At 71.2% G+C, this 17552-nt stretch carries 10 protein-coding genes, 2 tRNA genes and 3 pseudogenes; 5 read left to right on the top strand and 10 right to left on the bottom strand.

Features of this window, described 5'->3' with window-relative positions:
* Nucleotides 1-22: 22 nt before the first annotated feature.
* The 6 genes from fxsT to ACZ63F_RS28565 all read right to left on the bottom strand — a co-directional run bounded on the left by fxsT (nt 23) and on the right by ACZ63F_RS28565 (nt 9366).
* Nucleotides 23-4021, bottom strand: coding sequence for an FxSxx-COOH system tetratricopeptide repeat protein (gene fxsT, locus ACZ63F_RS28590; RefSeq protein WP_469715007.1), 3999 nt, complete (start codon nt 4019-4021; stop codon nt 23-25).
* Complete coding sequence (fsxC, locus tag ACZ63F_RS28585; RefSeq protein ID WP_469715003.1) at nt 4018-5193, bottom strand: FxsC protein; 1176 nt, start codon at nt 5191-5193, stop codon at nt 4018-4020. Before fsxC ends, fxsT begins: the two co-directional genes overlap by 4 nt.
* A 236-nt stretch (nt 5194-5429) precedes the next feature.
* Nucleotides 5430-6863: an aKG-HExxH-type peptide beta-hydroxylase gene (locus tag ACZ63F_RS28580; protein WP_469714999.1), complete on the bottom strand. Its 1434-nt coding sequence runs from the start codon at nt 6861-6863 to the stop codon at nt 5430-5432.
* On the bottom strand, nt 6860-8011 hold the full coding sequence (locus ACZ63F_RS28575) for an FxsB family cyclophane-forming radical SAM/SPASM peptide maturase (RefSeq protein WP_469714997.1): 1152 nt from the start codon (nt 8009-8011) through the stop codon (nt 6860-6862). Before ACZ63F_RS28575 ends, ACZ63F_RS28580 begins: the two co-directional genes overlap by 4 nt.
* A gap of 43 nt (nt 8012-8054) precedes the next feature.
* Nucleotides 8055-8234, bottom strand: coding sequence for an FxSxx-COOH cyclophane-containing RiPP peptide (gene fxsA / locus ACZ63F_RS28570; RefSeq protein WP_388719429.1), 180 nt, complete (start codon nt 8232-8234; stop codon nt 8055-8057).
* A gap of 796 nt (nt 8235-9030) precedes the next feature.
* On the bottom strand, nt 9031-9366 hold the full coding sequence (locus ACZ63F_RS28565) for a hypothetical protein (protein ID WP_469714994.1): 336 nt from the start codon (nt 9364-9366) through the stop codon (nt 9031-9033).
* Nucleotides 9367-9638: 272 nt separating this feature from the next.
* Between ACZ63F_RS28565 and ACZ63F_RS28560 the strand changes: the two genes are divergently transcribed.
* Both ACZ63F_RS28560 and ACZ63F_RS28555 read left to right on the top strand, forming a co-directional pair.
* Nucleotides 9639-10349: a hypothetical protein gene (locus tag ACZ63F_RS28560; RefSeq protein ID WP_469714992.1), complete on the top strand. Its 711-nt coding sequence runs from the start codon at nt 9639-9641 to the stop codon at nt 10347-10349.
* A 459-nt stretch (nt 10350-10808) separates the two neighbouring features.
* On the top strand, nt 10809-11042 hold the full coding sequence (locus ACZ63F_RS28555) for a hypothetical protein (RefSeq protein ID WP_469714990.1): 234 nt from the start codon (nt 10809-10811) through the stop codon (nt 11040-11042).
* 106 nt (nt 11043-11148) lie between these two features.
* Here ACZ63F_RS28555 and ACZ63F_RS28550 read toward each other — a convergent pair.
* Both ACZ63F_RS28550 and ACZ63F_RS28545 read right to left on the bottom strand, forming a co-directional pair.
* Nucleotides 11149-11301 (bottom strand): annotated as a pseudogene (locus ACZ63F_RS28550) (IS256 family transposase); the annotation flags it as partial.
* Between the two features lie 131 nt (nt 11302-11432).
* Nucleotides 11433-11642, bottom strand: a pseudogene (locus tag ACZ63F_RS28545) (transposase); the annotation flags it as partial.
* A 37-nt stretch (nt 11643-11679) separates the two neighbouring features.
* Here ACZ63F_RS28545 and ACZ63F_RS28540 point away from each other — a divergent pair.
* A pseudogene (locus tag ACZ63F_RS28540) lies at nt 11680-12054 on the top strand (tyrosine-type recombinase/integrase); the annotation flags it as partial.
* A gap of 88 nt (nt 12055-12142) precedes the next feature.
* Here ACZ63F_RS28540 and ACZ63F_RS28535 read toward each other — a convergent pair.
* A tRNA-Arg gene (locus ACZ63F_RS28535) sits at nt 12143-12215 on the bottom strand.
* A 218-nt stretch (nt 12216-12433) separates the two neighbouring features.
* Nucleotides 12434-12524, bottom strand: a tRNA-Ser gene (locus ACZ63F_RS28530).
* A 169-nt stretch (nt 12525-12693) separates the two neighbouring features.
* Between ACZ63F_RS28530 and ACZ63F_RS28525 the strand changes: the two genes are divergently transcribed.
* Nucleotides 12694-13122: an SSI family serine proteinase inhibitor gene (locus ACZ63F_RS28525; protein WP_469714988.1), complete on the top strand. Its 429-nt coding sequence runs from the start codon at nt 12694-12696 to the stop codon at nt 13120-13122.
* Nucleotides 13123-13378: 256 nt separating this feature from the next.
* Nucleotides 13379-17509: a hybrid sensor histidine kinase/response regulator gene (locus tag ACZ63F_RS28520; RefSeq protein WP_469714986.1), complete on the top strand. Its 4131-nt coding sequence runs from the start codon at nt 13379-13381 to the stop codon at nt 17507-17509.
* Nucleotides 17510-17552 lie beyond the last annotated feature (43 nt).

Here is a 17552-nt window from a genome sequence, read left to right as displayed (position 1 = left end):
GGCGGCCACGCGCACGGCCGGCTCAGATCGGCGGCATCTCCAGGTCGAAGTCGATCCGCTTCCGGCCGTTCATCAACCGGACCAGGGGATGCCCCGGCCCGAACTCGCGTTCGGCAGCCAGCGCGGCCTCGCGGACACCGGGGAAGGTGTCGTCGTCGCCCGCCAGGCTGCGGTCCAGGGCGACGTTGTACTCCGCGCAGAGCACCCGCGGGTGATGATCGCGGTAGAGCTCGCGATAGGCCTCGTGGACTTCCTCGTCCTGGGCCAGCGCCTCGTCGTACCGGCCCAGTGCCGACAGCACGCCGGCCCGGTTGGCGCGGCAGGCGACGGTGGCCGGGTGGGCCGGGCCCAGCCGCTCGACGAGCAGCGGGAGCGTCTCGTCGGCGAGGTCCATCGCGCGCTCGGTCTCCCCGCGGTTCCTGAGGATGGCGACCAGGTTGGTCGCGGCCGACAGGGTGAACGGGTGGTCGTGGCCCAGGCGCTCGCGGTAGCGCTCGAAGTTCTGTTTCCCGAGCTCCACCGCCTCCGATCCGCGGACCGGATCCAGCAGTGACAGGGCGAGCAGGTCACAGGCGAGATTGGCCGTGCACGACATGGTGTCGGGGTGCGCCTCGCCGTAGCGCTGCCGGTACACGTTCAGGGTGGAACGCGTCAGGGCCTCCGCCTCCGCGTAGTTGCCGAGACGGCGCTGGGTCACCGCGAGGGACGCGTCCGTGCCCAGCACGTCGTTGGACTTCTCGTCCTTCTGGATGCCGACGAACCGTTTACGGATCTCGATGAGCAGGTCGAGGGAGCCCTGGTAGTCGCCCGTCTCCCGGCGGTCCAGCGCGACGCTTCCCGCGAAGGCCCAGGTGAGTGGCCGCTGAAGCCCGAGTGTCTGCCGGGATTTCTGGTAGGTCTCGGTCGCACGGTCCAGGGCTTCGCCGGGGCGGCCCGCGAGGTTGAGGGAGACACCGAGGTTGTTCGCCGCCCGGAGGGTCTCCTCGTTGTCGGGACCGAAGTGCGGACTGCTGAGGTAGAGCTCGTAGGTCCGCCGGTCCTCGTCGTACGCCTCCTGGTAACGGCCCAGGCCGCGCAGGTCGGCGGCGTAGTTGCGGGCGGTGACCAGGCTGTAGCCGTCGTCGGGGCCGAGCTGCTCGCGCTGACGCCGCAGGGTGTCGGCATCCACGTCGTGGGCCTCCTGGTAACGGCCCAGGGAGCGCAGTGGGTTGGCCACCTGGGCCGCGAGCCGCAGCCGGAGGTGGTGGTCCGCGCCGAGGGACTCCGTCCAGGCGTTGAGTGCCTTCTGCCCCAGCGCGGCGGCGGCCCGGTGGTCGCCGATGCGCCACTGGTTGCGGACCTGGCGGATGACCCACTCGCACACCCGCGCGTCGGTGTTGGACAGCGCTTCGGAGGGCTCCAGGTGGGGCAGCAGCTCCGCGAAGCGCTGCCGGACCGTGGCACTGTCCTCCTGGAGGGAGGCCGAGGGCAGCGCTCCCGCCAGCACGAGTTGTGCCTGGCGCCGTGTCCGTTCCTCGCGCTCGGGGTCCTCGCCCAGCCATTCGCGCACCGCGGCCTGGACCAGTCGGTGGACCTGGATGGAGCCGCTCTGCTGGTCCACCGTGGCCAGCGCGTACCGCCCGAGGTCGCGGATCAGGTACCCCATCACCATGGGGTCGAGCACGGATTCGTCGCCGGTCTCCTCGGCGAGCCGGTTGCGCATGGCGTCGCTGTAGAGGAGGGAGTGCGCGATGGGCTCGGGAGACAGGAAGGAGCAGAGTTCGAGGAGCCGGACCGCCGCGGGCCGCTCGTTGCCGAGCCGGTCGACGGTCAGCCGCCAGACCGCCAGGAGGGACCCCTGCTGGCTGTCACCGCTGCCACCGGTGCCGGCGTTGCCGCTCAGCACCGTGCTGACCCGGCTGTTGACCTGTTCGAGGTAGGTGTCCAGGGGCATGGCCGTCTGCCGCAGCCAGGCCGCCGCGAGTTCCATGGCCATCGGGAAGTCGCCGAGCGTCTCGGCGATCCGGTCGGCGTCCCGCGCGGAGAGTCCGTCCACCCTGCGGCGCAGCAGGGCGATGCTCTCGGACCTGTTGAAGGCGTCGACCTCCACCGCGATCTGGTTCTCCTCGTGGGGCGAACGCCGGGCAGTGAGGATGACATGTCCCGGCCCCTCGGCTGGAAGGTACCGCTCCACTGTCGTGTCTCCCTCGTCCCGGGTCTCTCCGTTCGTGTCCTGGCTTTCGGTGATGTTGTCGAAAACCAGCAACCAACGACCGTGATCGCCATTCTTAAGCGCCGTCACGGTTGCCTGCGCGCGTTCGTCGACCGTGTCGCCGGGAATTCCCAGCTCCAGCCCGAGTTCCGCGAGAAGCTGAGGGATCCGGTTGGGCTGTTCGGCCGGAACCCAGTGCACGAGGTCGTACTGGGAACCGTACCTGTGGACGTATTCCTGCGCGATCTGGGTCTTTCCGATCCCGCCGAGTCCATAGAGGAAAACCCTGCCCACCGGTGTGTCCGCACGCAGCGACTCGGCGTTCAGTTCGGACCGCAGCCGGTCCAGCTGTACGTCGCGGCCGGTGAAGGCGTTGTTGCGGCGCGGTACGTTGAAGATCCGGGGGGTCAGGCCGGGATAGGGGAGGTCCCCGCTGACGGCGGGGATCCGCGTCTCGAGTTCGAGCAGGCCGAAGAACCTGCTGAGCACCTGTGTGGCGGACTGGTCCACCAGTGTGAATCCCGGCAACCCGCGCAGCGCCGGCTCCGGCGTGTGCTCCCGGGTGCGCAGCCCTATGATCCTGGGCCCTTCGGGGGCCGCCGCCAGGACGCGTACCTCGTCTGCGACCGGTGTGGTCGCGAAGTCCGGTGAGAGCAGCGCGACGACCACGTCGGCTCCCTCCGGCGGAGCGCTGGACAGCGGCACGGACGGGCTGCTTCCGCGCAGCGCCACGGAGATCCCGGCGGCCTGCAGCTGGGCCGCGATCCACTCCGCCCAGGCGCCGTCGCGCAGCGCGTAGTCGACCCGCACCCGGGGCACGAGGCGGCCGCCGGGTACCGGTACCCGCTGGAAGCGGGCGAGCAGCTGCCTGCGCACCGGCTCCTCGACCGGCCGCAGGGCCGTCACCCGACCGTCCGTGATCACCGAGGTGAGGCGTTCGTAGGCGCCCAGCAGGGAGGCGGGCTGACGAGGTGTGTCCGCGACGGTGGCCAGCACCTCCTCGTAGGCGAAGAACGGCTTGTAGGGGATCTCCACCGCGCCCCAGTAGCCGTCGGGGTCCGCCGCCCGTGGCGTGTCCTTCAGGAACTCCTGGAAGCGCTGGCGGGCATGGCCCCGGCTGATCACGAGCTTCTCCTGCTCGGCGTCCTCCACCCGCATGGGCACGGGGAGGATCTTGACGTGCGGGACCGTGCGCCGTACGTCCGCGGCCACGCTGGCGCTGCCGTCCACCGACTGGGTGTTCAGCGTGAAGCAGTCGACCAGCACGTCCGGCATGACCATCGTGGTTATGCCGGACGTGTCGCTCCAGCCCGTCCGGCTGTCGATCAGGGTGTAGTCGTAGTTGCGCCGCATGTCCTCGCGCAGGGCGTGGAGGAATGCCGCGCCGCCACGGCGGTCGTAGAAGCCCTTCCAGTCGTACGTGTTGATCGTCTCGGAGTACTCGGGGGTCTTCCGCCCCGGGGAGACGAAGTCGACGTAACCGCCGCTGTCGAAGCTCCGTGACAGGGTCGAGGCGAAGCGCTCCACCCTCGCGTACTGGCTGTAGTCGCCGTCGACCGGCCTCGGCCTGGCCAGGTCGAACCCCCGGATCAGGTCGATGAGGCCGGGAGTGGAGTCGAGCTCCGGATCGCCCAGGAAGGGGGCGAAGTAGCGGTGCAGACCCGGCGCCTCCAGGTCCCAGTCCATGGCCAGCACGCGTTTTCCGTTGCTGGCCAGGATCCAGGCCACGTTGGCCAGGGCCATGGTGCGGCCGGTGCCGCCCTTGAACGAGTAGAACGTGACGATCGTGCCGGACTCGCGGGTGCCGGCGTCACCCGAGTCGAACGTCATGAGGAATACCTTCCGAGCAGGGGAAACGTGCGGAGACCTTCGGCCGGCGTTGCCGGTGACCGAACGGACTCCGCGGACTTGAGCGCCTCGTTCTGGAGGCGGATGAGGACCTTGCGCAGCGAGGAGGTGAAGCTCTCCGCGTCCGGCAGCCCCCAGCGGTCGTACTCGCTGTGCTGCCCGCGCATCAGGGGGAGCGTGCGGTCCAGGAGTTCGTCGAGGGTGACGGTCTGTTCGAGCGACTCGGTGTCGTCGCGGGACCTGGGTTCGAGCGCCGTCGTCGCATCGGGGCTGCGGTCGTCCACGGCCGCCAGCAGCCGGCGTTTCTCCCGGCGCATGGCCGCCCAGGCGTCCACGAGGAGCACGACGAGCTGCTCGGGATCCCCTTCCCCGCTGATCCGGTCGACGGTCTCCTGGTCCAGCGGCAGCACGGTCGCGGTGAAGTCCAGGGCGGTGGCGGTGTTCTTCACCAGCGAGACGAGTGCCTCGTGCTCCCCCGGAGCGTAGGGCGACCAGTCCAGGGCCGTCTTCCCGTAGTACTGGCTGGAGCGCCGCTCCTCGGGCAGGTCGTCCTCGGCCGTGGACGCCACGACGAAACTCACCGCCTGGCCGCCGGCGGGCACCGGCGCGCCGAGAGGGGAATGGCTGCCGGCCGCATCGAATCCGTGCACCTCGGGAAGCTGTTCCGCGGCTTCGACGATGCGCTCGGCGGTGGCCTTCAGCACCTCCTCGTAGTCGGACCGGTAGCGCGCCTTCAGCCGCAGCAGGTGCAGCAGCCCGTCACGCCGGTAGGCCTGGGACCGCGCGCCGAGGGGCGGGTACGGGAGGACGGCCTCCAGTGCGTGCGCGGGGTCGGGCTCCCACATGACGGGGACGACCGCGTCCGCGCTGCGCCCGGTCCTGGACCGCTGCATGTTGAGGCGCCGCTGGAAGTAGGACAGCTCGGCCCGGCAGTACGACTGGCTGAAGTAGCGGGGCGAGTGCAGCACGACCAGGACGGTGGAGCGGCCCAGCAGCTCCACCGACACGTCCGACGAGTGCGGCTTCCCACGGACCCCCACGACTTCCGGGGAGCGCCCCGTGCGCTGGGCCACGACCCGGCAGAGGTCGTGAAAGAACGACGCGACCCACTCCTCGTCGACGGTGCGAACGTGACTCAAGTAGAAGTGGCTCACGATGATGGCTCCATAGGCACGACGCGGTCCCGGAACGGGCCGGACCGGCGGATCGGCCGAGTGGTTGCGGGGGACACTCCGCGCGACTCGTCACCACCGGCACCACGTCGATGTTTGTTGCGGACATGGTGAAAATCTGGTGATGCACCCGGGCCACGCGTTCTCGCCGCTCGCTGCGCGGCCACGGCTGCCCGCCGCACCGTCGCGTTTCCGCCGTGCCACCGCGTCCTCATATATCAGCCCGCCCCCGGTGTCGTTTCGTCGGACGTCTTCCCACCGCACCCGGCCGTGCCGCGGCCCGGGCCCGCCACGCCCTGTACAGGGGAGGAAGGTCCGCGCCTTCGCGTCAGGTCCGGCGCCTGCCGCGACGCCACCCGAACGGGTGGGGGACCACTGCGGCACAGGGAGGGTGGCGGACGCACCGGGAAGCCGCAGCGCGCCGCCTCGTCCGCCATGTTCGCAACGAAGCGGGCACCGACGGGCGTGAGTGCGGGGTGGACCTGCAGAAGCCCCAGGGCGTCCGCGACCTGCCGCCCGTAGTGGTGCAGACGTGCCCGCGCGGCACGGGCCTGCATGCCGCTCAGTTCCCGGTGGCGACGGCTCCAGAACTCCAGGAGCGCCAGGTGGGCGTGGGTTCCGGTGAGCACGGACCCGACGGGGCGGGCGTCCTCCCGCCAGCCGACCTGCTGCAGTGTGCGGTCCTCGGGATCCGCGAGATCGACCAGATCGGCGAGGGCCCCGAAAGCGATGTGCGCGCTCTCGTGCACCACCGTCTCGGCCAGCCGTACCGGATCGGCGGTGTAGGAGGCCGCGATCGCCCCGTAGGCCTCCCGCGCCGAGGAACTCACCCCCCGCCCGGTCCACGGCGGCCGCAGCGGCACGAGCGCCGTCCACAGGGCGGCACAGGCCGCCGCCCGTTCCGGGACGAGACGCGTCACCACCTCCCACGCCGAGGCGACCGACACCTGCCAGGCGTGCAGTTCCCCAGCCGTCTGGCGGGGCAGCACCGGATGGCGGTGCGCGTGCCGGTAGGGATCCGTGTCCTCCAGGACCACCGACAACGGCGGCGCGTCTCCCGGAGGCGTGGCGGTCAGGGGGCGCGGTGCGCACAGGGCCGGGTCGCCGGGGGCGGGTTCGTCCCGCTCCACCAGGGCCACGGATCGTCCGGCCAGGTCCAGGACGTCTCCGCGCAGGCGGGCCTCCCGCGCGCCCTCGGTCAGCCGGACGCTGCCCAGCGTGGGCAGCCAGACCAGCGAGTCCGGTGCCGGAAGGGCGAGGTGCGGGCGGAGCCCGGCCCGTAACGCGGCGGCGGCCGCCAGACCGGTCAGCCGGGCGCACTCGGCGCTCGCGCGGACGGCGGCACGCGGGTCGTCCAGGTCCCGCAGGCAACGGCCCAGCCAGACACCGACATGGGGATGGAGCAGTACCTCCTCGAAAGCCCGGACGTCCGCGCCGCGGGCCCGCAGGCACAGCTCCCAGGCCACCGCTCCCCAGGACTCCCAGAACTCCGGCCTGCTGCTCCGGGCCGTGTCGGCGACGCTCATCAGCATCAGCAGGCGCCGGGAGACCTGGCCGTCCCGCAGGACCCGCAGGGCGGCCGGGGACGGCCTGCAGGCCGCCACGCCCGCGAAGTCCCCGACGGTCATGCGCAGGGTCGCCGGGGCCGTCACGACACGCTCCCGAGCAGGGCGTCGGCGTCGGCCACGACACGGTCCCGGATCCGGGTGGTGAGCACGCGCAGGTCGGCGCAGTACACGCTGGCGTTGGCGAAGCCGGTGTCCGGGCGGAAGCGGTGGGCACGCAGTCCGCCGCCGCACAGGCGCACGACCTCACAGCCGCGGCACACGTCGGCGAGCGCCGCCAGGCCACCGCGGCGGGCGTCGGCCACGGCCGGGTGCCGCGCGGCGGTGTCGAAGTCGTGGGTGAAGATGTCGAGACCGGTGGCCGCGCCGCCCTCCTGTGTGACCTTCAGCGAGTCGGACAACTCGATCGTCCCGTCGCTCTCGACCACCAGGAAGTCCGTGTCGGCCAGTCCCGTGCTCTCCGAGCGCACCTCACCGCCGAGCGCGAGGTCCACGAGGTCCTCGAACAGGCGGACGCCGGTCTCCTGACGCGGTGCCGTGTACCACCTTTCGAACACCGTCAGGAGCCAGTTCGCATACGGTGTGCGATCCGGGTCGTGGCCGGGCGGCGGGTGTTCCCAGGTGGCGTGCGGCAGCAGGAAGTTGACGGCAGGCGGCTCGTACGCGAGCAGGGACTCGAAGACGTCGAGCGGCGCGTTGTCGAGGTCCACCGTGCAGAGCAGACCCGCGAACAGCGCCTTGTTCTCGGGTCTCCTCAACAGTTCCAATCCCCTCTGGACGGCGGCGTGGCTGCCGCGCCCGTTCCTGGCACGCCTGTGGCGGTCGTTGGCCTCGCGACTGCCATCAAGACTGACGCCCACCGACACCCCGTGTCGGCGGAACAGGTCCATCCACAGGGGATTGAGGAGTGTCGCATTGCTCTGCACGGAAATATCACACTCAGCCGTGCCGTGGAGCTCCAACTCCAGTACTTCCAGCAGGTGTTCGATTCGCGGCAGGCCGGCGAGCAGGGGCTCGCCCCCGTGCAGGGTCACCCGGACCCGGGGCAGGGCGTGACGCCTGGCGTGCTCGGCGATGCGACGGGCCAGCTGATCCGCGGTCCGGGGGGACATGACCGTCGGTTTGTGCCGCCAGCTGCGATCGGCCATCTCGTACACGTAGCAGTAGTCGCATGCCAGATTGCACGGCTGGGCAACCTTGACCACCCACTCGACGAAGGGGTTCGCATCACGCACGTGCCACCTCCTGCCACGCGGTCCCCCGCTGCCTACGCACCCATCAGAGCGCCGACTGGAACATGGACACGTCAACCACGCGATGTTCCAGAGTGTCCCGCCGAACCCGTCGTATGGACCGGCCCAGAGCGTTGCTGGGCAGCTCCTCCAGATCCAGGGTCGCGGAACCGCTGAGGTCCACCACGTCGAAGTCGATCTCCACGTCAGTCCCTGACGTCTCCATGAACCCCCCGTGCTCCTCGCCCCGCGGACCTCGGCCGGTGTTCCGAACCCCGCGGATGTCAACCTGCGTCGGGCCGCAACCGGCGCCGTCGGACGCCGAGTTGCGGAAGAGGTAGCGCTGTTCAGTTCTCGTCTCAGGGAAGCACACGGATCAATCGAGGGCCAGCACGCAGGGGCCGCCGGCCCGGGTGCGGCCTGATCTCATCGGCCCTGGCCCCAAGTCCTCCCGAGCGACAGGGCGTCGACGCCGGTTCCGACCCCACCGCACCATGAGGCTTCCCCACTTCACGACGACATGACCCATGACGGCGACCACACCTGGGCAAAACGTTTCCGATGACGGCCAGGACGGCAGGTCGCTTCCGGACCACGCCCTGGTCGGGGTCGCCGAGGGGGACACTCTCCACCGGCCAGATCCCGGAGGTGCGGCCACGAAGGGCTCGAGGGACCCGGGGGACTCGAGGGCGTTCCTGATCCACCGGAGGTTCGCACCGGCCACGTGCGCCCGGAAGTCCTCGAAGGTGAGCCGGTCAGCCGTAGGTCATCGTGACTCCCTCTCCCGGGGATGAGCCGACGCAGGACTTCTCACTTGTACGCCCCCGGAACGCCAAAGGCCCCGGAGTGATCCGGGGCCTTTGATCTCTGTGCACTCGGCAGGATTCGAACCTGCAACCTTCTGATACGTAGCTCTGTAGAGATCGGTCATTGGAGGTCATACAGGCTGCCGAGAGTGCCTTGGGGGCCGGTGCGGGGCGCTGCCGGTTGCTGGGGTTGCTGTACTTCGCTGCTCTACCGCATCACAGATCCACTCGGGATTCCCTCTCGCGACTGCCCTGTCGCAACACGACGTGCGCCGGCCTGAACGGCAGACCGCGAAGCGTCGGCTCCATGACCTTGAAGAGCGCTTCAGCGTCCGCTCCGTAGGCATACAGCACGACCTCACCTCCACCGAACTCGTTCCCGTCGACCTCGCCGACTCCCGCCTTCTTCACTGCGGCGGCCATGGCCCGCTCGGCATCGAAGATCGCGTCGCGCTCAGCACGTGATCCGTACTGGTCGTCACTCAGGCGATAGTGGGCGATGACGGCATGTTCGGGTGTCTCCGGTGAGGGGAGACCGAAGAGCGTGTCCATGGGCGCACGATCTCATCGCCCTCTGACAACGCGGCCGCGGCGGTCCTCCTCGGCGCTCGAACGCGCGCGCTTTCCCACTGTGGTGGTGGCTGAGGGCGCCTTGGGCAGGGCCGTTCGCCTCCGTTCATGGGCAGCCGGTCGGTCTGGGCGGCTACCGCCCCCGGTCTCGTCTGAACGGCCGTGAACGGCGCTGAATGAGACGGAAACTGAGACGGAAGAGGGCTGAACCGCGCTCCTGACGCGGTGACTGTCCCGCGTGCCATCATCTACACGTGCTCAAGATCCCCGGATACGAAGGCGGCCCCTTGGTCCGGGGCGACGCCTACCTGGACGATCCGTTGTTCTGGCCTGTGCACCTCGGCTCCTGCCTGCGTGGGGAGGACGCACAACGAGCCGCGTTCGGCGCCGACTGGGATGCGGCCATGGGGCTGTATCGCACACTGTCCGCCGAGCATGAGTGGCCGGTGTTCAGTGTGCCGCTGCGCTCTGGTCACACCATCTACATCGTCTACCGCAACTTCGTGGACGGATGGGGCGTGGACTACCTGATCCATCAGCCGGCTTGGCCCGAAGCGGAAACCCTCGCTGTGATCGACGGTCACTTCATGGGGCCCGGCATGTCCTGGCCGGAACTGCTGTCCGCTGCCCGGCAGTCGGTATCTGAAGGCATTGGTGATGCTGACGCCCGTCTCCTGCTGCTCTTCCCCACACTCGGCGACGCGCTGCTTCCTGACGATGCAGCCGCGGCCCTCGCCCCTGCGCTCGCGGCTCTGACCCTGATCGAAGAGCCCGCCGAGGTGGCAAGGATGCTCCTCAAGAACCAGGGCCAATGGGCTCCCGCTCGGTGGACGTCGGCGGGCGGCGTCTGGATCAACGACGGTGGGCATTCCTACCGAAACCCAAGCAACGCATTCGCTCTGCCCGAGGGGCGCCTTCTGGAGATCAGTAGCGCACTGCAGGGCGGGAGCCGAGCACCACTTTAGGAGCGAGGTTGGGCGATCGCGGCCCTGACCTGCGGGTTGCCTATCTTGGGCGGAGTCCGGCGGCTGTACCGTTGCGCACCCCGACTCCCCGTGACTCCCCGCCCGTTCTGGCACGAGAGTGGCACAGGGCCGTGCACCGGTGACTTTCTCGATGCGAACTACGGGCGGGACGGTCGCTGAGGTCCGCCGGGCTGGTCCTCTGGCTGCTTAAGGCTGGTCAGAGTCGGCTGCAGTTGCGGCGGTTGCTGTACTTCGCTGCTGTACAGCCGCTCCTGAGCACGGACATGAAGACGTCGTAGCCCGATTACAAGATCGGGGGGTATGCGAGTGGGGTCTGAGCCGGCGAGAGCTGGCCTGTTCAGCCGTGATGGCCGATGGGTACGCTTCCCTCGCAGCCCCTGGTGATCAGTGCCGAGGCGCCAGATCGCACGGCGCGGTCTGAGACATTCGGGGGAGCCGATGGTCTACCTGGTGCTGACTGCGTTTGCGCTCGCCTCCATTGTGGCGGCGGCCTTGATCGTGCTGGTACGCCGTGACCGACGCCGGATGGTTTCGAGTCCGGATGGGCAGCAAATCGAAGAGACGGCCACGAGAGCCTTTCGTGACGCGCGGCGGCAGGCTCACGCCTATGAGCATTTCAGTGATGCCAGTGGCAGCGTCGGTGCCCTGCGGGATCGCGACTCCCGGTCGTAGGGCACGTTCAAGCTCTAAGGCGGTCGCATGCCCACGTGATCGATGAAGTCTCAATGGCCGTGCCAAGGCGACGGGCGCCGGCCGATGGTGCAGCTAGCGCCCGTAACTCGGCGTTGCAGAGGGCGTCGGCCTCGGCGGAGATGAGTGCGTCGGCGAAGGCCTTGATCATCGCGCGCAGCAGATCGGGACTCGCCGCGGCAAGGTTGTCCTCCGCGAGGGCGTACAGGGGCACACTGTCAGGTGCGGTCGTCGTGCTGATCTCCTTCGAGCCTTAGACATCTCGAAGATCAGCCGGTGGCCGTTCTCATATCCGGGCACTCACTACGACGCCAGGACAAACGCCCGGATCAGGTGGGAGCCCGTACACCACTTCCAAGGACGCAACCAGAGGCGATGGACCGTCTGCCAGGAGGCGCCGAAGACTGGCGGTAGTTGCCGCCAGGTGCAGCCTGAGGTGGCGACGGAGATGATCGCGGCCAGTACAGCGCGGTCATCGCACCGCCGCCGGCCTCCGCCTTGGGCGCGTACCGGCGGCTCCGGCGCCACGTCCTGGAAAATCTCCCACCGCCCGTCCGGCACCAGACGCTGAACTATGTCCATGCACGGAGCAACGAGCGGGAGCCGATCAAGACAACGACTAAAGGCGCTCCGAATGCGGCGCGCTCAGCAGACGGGCGACCGGAAGGCGGCTGATCTCTGGCAGGACACCCGGGGGCTCATCTTCACGACGAAGTACGGGACGCCGATCGAGCCCGGCAACCTCATCCGAATGTTCGCCCTGCGGGCCCGTCGCGCCGGCCTCCGGGTCATTCCGCTCCGGAACACCCGGCACACGTGCAGCTCGCTCCTGGTCGCCCTGAAGGTGCACCCGAAGGTGGCACAGCGCATCCTCCGGCACTCGCAGATCGCCATGACGATGGAGGTCTACGCGGAAGCAAGTGAGGAGGAGGTGCGGGCCGCGCTCGGCAAGCTGTCCGAAGCGATGGGCGGGTCACGGGCCGACGGCGGCTGACATCAACCGCTGACATCAGCCGTTGCTGTACGACCCCGGACCCCGGAACGCCAAAGGCCCCGTAGTGATCCGGGGCCTTTGATCTCTGTGCACTCGGCAGGATTCGAACCTGCAACCTTCTGATCCGTAGTCAGATGCTCTATCCGTTAAGCTACGAGTGCTTGTTGTTCTGTTTTCCTGTCTTCGCTCCCGGCCCTTCCGGCCCGCTCGCGGCGACAGGAAGAACATTACATGACTGCCGCCGCCATGTGAAATCCGTTCGGCGCACCCCTTGTGAGCTGCGGAAACGCCGTATCGGGCGGGTTCCGGGAGGCCGGCGGGGCCATGAACGCGAATCAGGGAGCCCAGACCGAAACGGTTGGACTCCCTGAGTCAGGTGCGGAGGCGGAGGGATTTGAACCCTCGATGGGCTTTAAGGCCCAAACCGCATTAGCAGTGCGGCGCCATAGACCGGACTAGGCGACGCCTCCAGCACAGCCGCCCGCGTGAGCGCGAGTGGTGCGTGCAGATGATGACACAGTCGAGCGTGCTGTCACCAATCGGCTCCCACGGTACTAGGCAGCCGGGCCGCAGGGCAAAGCCCTTCCCTCCGGCGGGGGCGTCGCGCAACGTCCGGCCGGGGTGAGCGTTGGGCAGGACATGTCGCACTTCGCCGTGCGGGGCGCCCTCGGGGCCGTCGCCGCCGTCCTCGGGTCCGTCCCCGCCCTGCCCGCCTCCGCCGCCGTGGGCGACCACCTCACCGTCACCGTCCGCCACGCCGGAGACGGGCGGGACGGGACGTACGAGCTGTCCTGTCACCCCGGCGCCGGCAGCCACCCGGACGTGGCCGGGGCCTGCCGGGTGCTGGACCGGAACACCCGCTGGGGCCGGGACACCTTCGCGCCGGTCGCCCCGGGCACCGCCTGCACCATGCTCTACGGCGGCCCGGCCACCGCCCGGGTCACCGGGACCTGGGCCGGCCGCCCGGTCGACGCGACGTACGACCGCAGCAACGGCTGCGAGATCGGCCGCTGGGACCGGATGGTGCCCCTGCTGCCCGATCCGGGCACACCGGGTGATCTCGGCTGACGGACGGGCCCGGCCGCCGGCGGGCACAGGCGTTGCACGGGCGCAGCCCCCGCGCGCGCAAAAGTCTCGCGAAGATATGGCGGAGGCGAGGCGTGTCGGTCACATGTTCGCCGTCACTTCGTCGTGCGACCTCCCTCTCATCCGGCGCCGCCAGCGCAACCGGTGCCTTTAGACTCCCTCGCGTGACACGCCGCGGGCCGGTTGGCAAGATGGCCCGAGCGGTCGGCAAGGTGCGGTAACAGGGAGGAAGCGTCTCGTGAGCAGCAGGCCATCCCGAGGCGCTGCTCGCCTCGCAGCCATACTGGACGCGCTGCCGGATGCGTTGGTGCTGGTCAACGCCAACGGCACCGTCGTCAACGCGAACACCATCGCCCTGGAGGCCTTCGAGACCCCGGGCACCGCGCTGGTGGGACGCGGGCTGCTCGACCTGCTTCCCCAGTTCGACTCTCGACTGATCCCCGGGTCCATGCGGCGGCCCGATCACATGGACCCGCAGGGGCGGACCAAGCCGACCCGGATGATCGCCCGGCGCACCGACGGGACCGAGTTCCCCGTCGAGGTCACCAGCGCCAACCTGGAGAACGGTCAGCAGGCCTACGACGGTTACGGCTACAGCGGCGACGAGCTGCTGATGCTCGTCGTCCGCGACCTGACCGGCACCGTCGACACCGAGGCCGAGCTGGCCCGCTCGCAGCGGCAGACCGAGATGATCCTGCGGGCGGCGAGCGAGGGCGTCGTAGGCACGGACACCGACGGGCGGATCGTCCTCGTGAACCCGGCCGCCGCCCAGATACTGGGGTACCGGGCCGGTGAGCTCGGCGGCAAGGAGCTGCACGACCTCGTGCTGCACTCGCGCGCCGACGGCTCCCCCTTCCCGTTCGCCGAGTCGCCGCTCGCCGACACCCTGCGCTCCGGGCGCAAGCACCGGGTGCGCGGACAGGTGCTGTGGGCCAAGGGCGACAAGAAGGTGCCGGTCGACCTGACGACCGCGCCGGTGCGCGACGGCGACCAGCTGGTCGGCGCCGTGATGACCTTCACCGACCGGCGGCCGTACGACTCCGTCGTCGACGAGAAGACCGCCCAGGAGAAGGCGCACGCCGAGGAGCTGGAGCGGCTCTCCGAGGAGCACGCCTCCGACCTGACCGCGCTGCGCCAGAAGCACGTCACCGAGGTCGAGGAGCTGCTCGAACGGCACGCCGAGGAACTGGCGGCCGGCGAGGACCGGTACGCGGCCCTCGGCGAGCGCGAGAAGGACCGGTACGAGGCCCTCTCCGGGCGCCACGAGCAGTTGCTGACGCTGCTCGCGCAGTCGCTGCGCGGTCCCCTCGACGAGCTGCGCCGGGAACTGGCCGCGCTCGCCGCCGACGACGCCGGGCAGCTGTGGCCCGAGGCCAACCAGGTACTCCACCACCTCTCGGCCGGTTACTCGCGGATCACCCAGCTCATCGACAACGTGCTCGGCTACCAGCGGCTGGACGCGGGGTCGGAGGACATCAACCGCACGAAGGTCATGCTCGACGCCGTCGTCGCCGCCGGTGTGGACGGGGCGGTGGAGCTGATCGGACCCGGTCGGGTGCAGTTCGCCGTGCACGCGCCGCCCATCGAGGCCGAGGTCGACCCGCAGCGGCTCGCCGTCGCGCTCGCGCATCTCGTCGCGGACGTGGCAGGGGTCGACGCGACCGGCAACGCGCCGGTCTCCGCGGGCGGCTACATGGACAACACCGTCGTGGTCGCGGCGGCGCAGCGCGGCGAGGTCGTCCGGATCGAGGTGCGCGGTCCCTACGCCGGGGGAGATCCGGTGCACGAGCCGATCGTGCGCGGGATCGTGCGCGCCCACGGCGGGGTCCTGCAGACCCACGAGGTGCCCGGCATGAGCGGCAGCGCGTTCGTGCTGGAGGTGCCGATCGGGGGCGGCGCCGGGGCGGTGCCCGCGCCGCCCGGTGCCGAGGTGGAGCTCGTCGCGGCCGCCGACGAGTCCGGTGCCGGTGGGCGGCGGCGGGCCCGGCGGTCCTCCGTGGACGCCTTCCTGGAGAGCGACGTGCCGGGCGACGCGGCCGGCGAGGGCGAGGCCCCGGCCGCGCCGACCGGGCGCCGGCGCCGGCGGGCCGCGGAGGCGGCGGGTCCGGAGAGCGGGCCCGCGGCGATCGAGAGCGCGGAGCCGGCGTCCGGCGGTACCGGACGGCGGCGCGGACGCCCGGCCGACGGCGGCGGCCCGGGGGTCGCCGAGGGTGCCGTGGTGACGGCGGCCGAGCAGGGCGCCGGGGCGGCGGCCTCGGGTACCGGGCTGGGCGGCACCGTTCCCCCGCAGGGCGTGCCCGTGCCCGCACCGGCGTCGGGGCGGCGCGCCCGGCGCGAGCCCGACGAGCCGCAGGCGCTGCCGCCCGCGCTGCCCTCGGCACCGTCCGGGCAGGCGGCCGAGCCGGTGTATGACGAGAGCCAGTCCGGCGGACGGCGGCGACGAGCGCTGGCCGCCGCGGCCGAGCGGGCCGAGCAGCAGCAGGCCGGGCCACGCCCGGTCTTCGCGCTGCCGCCCGCGGCGGCCGACCGCGGCCCCGAGCCGGTCGACGCGAGGGAAGCCGTGGAGGCGGCCGGCGACGAGGGCCGGCACGACGCCGTGGCGCACGACCAGTCCGAGGACCACACCCCGCCGCAGCCGCATCCCACCGAAGCGCCGACCGGCCGCCGGCGGCGGGCGGTGGGCCAGCCGCCTGCCGAGAACACACCGGCGGCCGCGGCGGTACCGACGGTGCCCGCGCAGGCGGCCGTTCCCGGACAGCAGCCGGGGCAGCCGGTGCAGCCGCAGGGCGTCCCCGTCCAGCCCGGACAGCCCGGACAGCCCGGACAGCCGCAGGGCATCCCGGCGCAGGCCGGGCCGACGGCGGGCCAGGTCGCCGCGCCGGCCGGTGGCCCCGGTGCCCCGGCGGCAGGCGCCCCCGGCACGGCCGTACCGGCCCCGTCCGCGCCGCAGAACCAGCCGCGGCCGCCGGCTGCCGCTCGGGTGGCCCCGGGGCAGCCCGCCCCGGCCGCCGGACCCGCGCCGGTTCCCGCCCAGCCGTTGCCGCTCCCGGCGGAGGCGGCGCCGGTGGCACCCGTACCGCAGCAGTGGCCGGGCGCCGACGACACCCCGGCCGCCCAACCGGCGCGTGCCGCGCAGCCGTTGCCCGCCGAGGCGGCCGCACCGACACCGACACCGGCACCCGCACCGGCACCGGCACCGGTCGATCCGGACTCCACGCAGGGCCGGGCGTTCAGTGTGCGGACGCTGGGGCAGGGGGTGCCGTTCTCGCGGCAGGCCGCGCAGGTGCAGCAGCCGACGCCGACCCCGCCCCCGCACCAGCCGGGCGGCAACGGGCGGCGCCGCAAGCTGGGCACGCGCACCGATCCGGGTACCGTCGCCGAGCAGCCGGGGGCCGAGCAGTCCGCCCGGCCCGCGCAGTCCGCACGGCCGCATCCGCCGGCCGAGCAGCCGGTCGCCGCCCAGCCGCTGCCGCAGCCGTCGCTGGCCGGGCAGTCCCGGCTGGTGGGGGCCACCGAGGGCGGTGGACGGTCGTACGCGATAGGCGCCCCCGACGTGAACGCCGCCGAGGGTCCGGAGCCGCTGGACGGTCCGGGCGGGGCGGTCGAGGTCGCGGACCCGCCGCGCCCGCAGCCGATGGACGACGAGCTGCCCCCGGAGCCGCTGGACAACCCGCGCCGGCTGCTGGTGTGGCCCGCGCCGGACGTCACCACCCAGCAGGAGCTGAGCGACCGCGGCTACCGGCCGGTGATCGTGAACTCCCGTGAGGAGGTCGACGCGCAGATCGCCGCGTTCCCGGCGGCGCTGTTCGTGGACCCGCTGACCGGGCCGATCACCCGGACCGCGCTGCAGTCGCTGCGGCAGGCGGCGGTGGCGGCCGAGGTCCCGGTGATGGTCACGGCCGGTCTCGGGCAGGCGACACGTGAGGCGGCGTACGGCGCCGACCCCGCCGTGCTGCTGAAGGCGCTCGCGCCCCGGGACAGCGAGCAGCATCCGCCGCGGGTGCTGCTGATCGAGGAGCACGCGGAGATCGCGCTGGCGCTGACCTCGACCCTGGAGCGGCGCGGGATGCAGGTGGCGCGGGCGGCGAGCGACGCGGACGCGGTGACGCTGGCCGGGCAGCTGCGGCCGAACCTGGTGGTGATGGACCTGATGCAGGTGCACCGCCGGCAGGCCGGGATCATCGACTGGCTGCGGGCGAACGGGCAGCTGAACCGGACGCCACTGGTCGTCTACACGGCGGCCGTCGACCAGGCGGACCTGCCGCGGCTGGCGTCGGGGGAGACGGTGCTGTTCCTGGCGGAGCGGTCGACGAGTGCCGAGGTGCAGAGCCGGATCGTTGATCTGCTGGCCCGGATCGGGACGAACTGAGGGCACCGTTGGGGGAACTGCCGGCCTTCGGCCGCGGGTTGTC

The organism is Streptomyces sp. NPDC104761 (genome assembly GCF_055583445.1).
The sequence above is the reverse complement of the archived record's forward strand: the minus strand, read 5'-3'. Positions and strand labels throughout refer to the sequence as shown.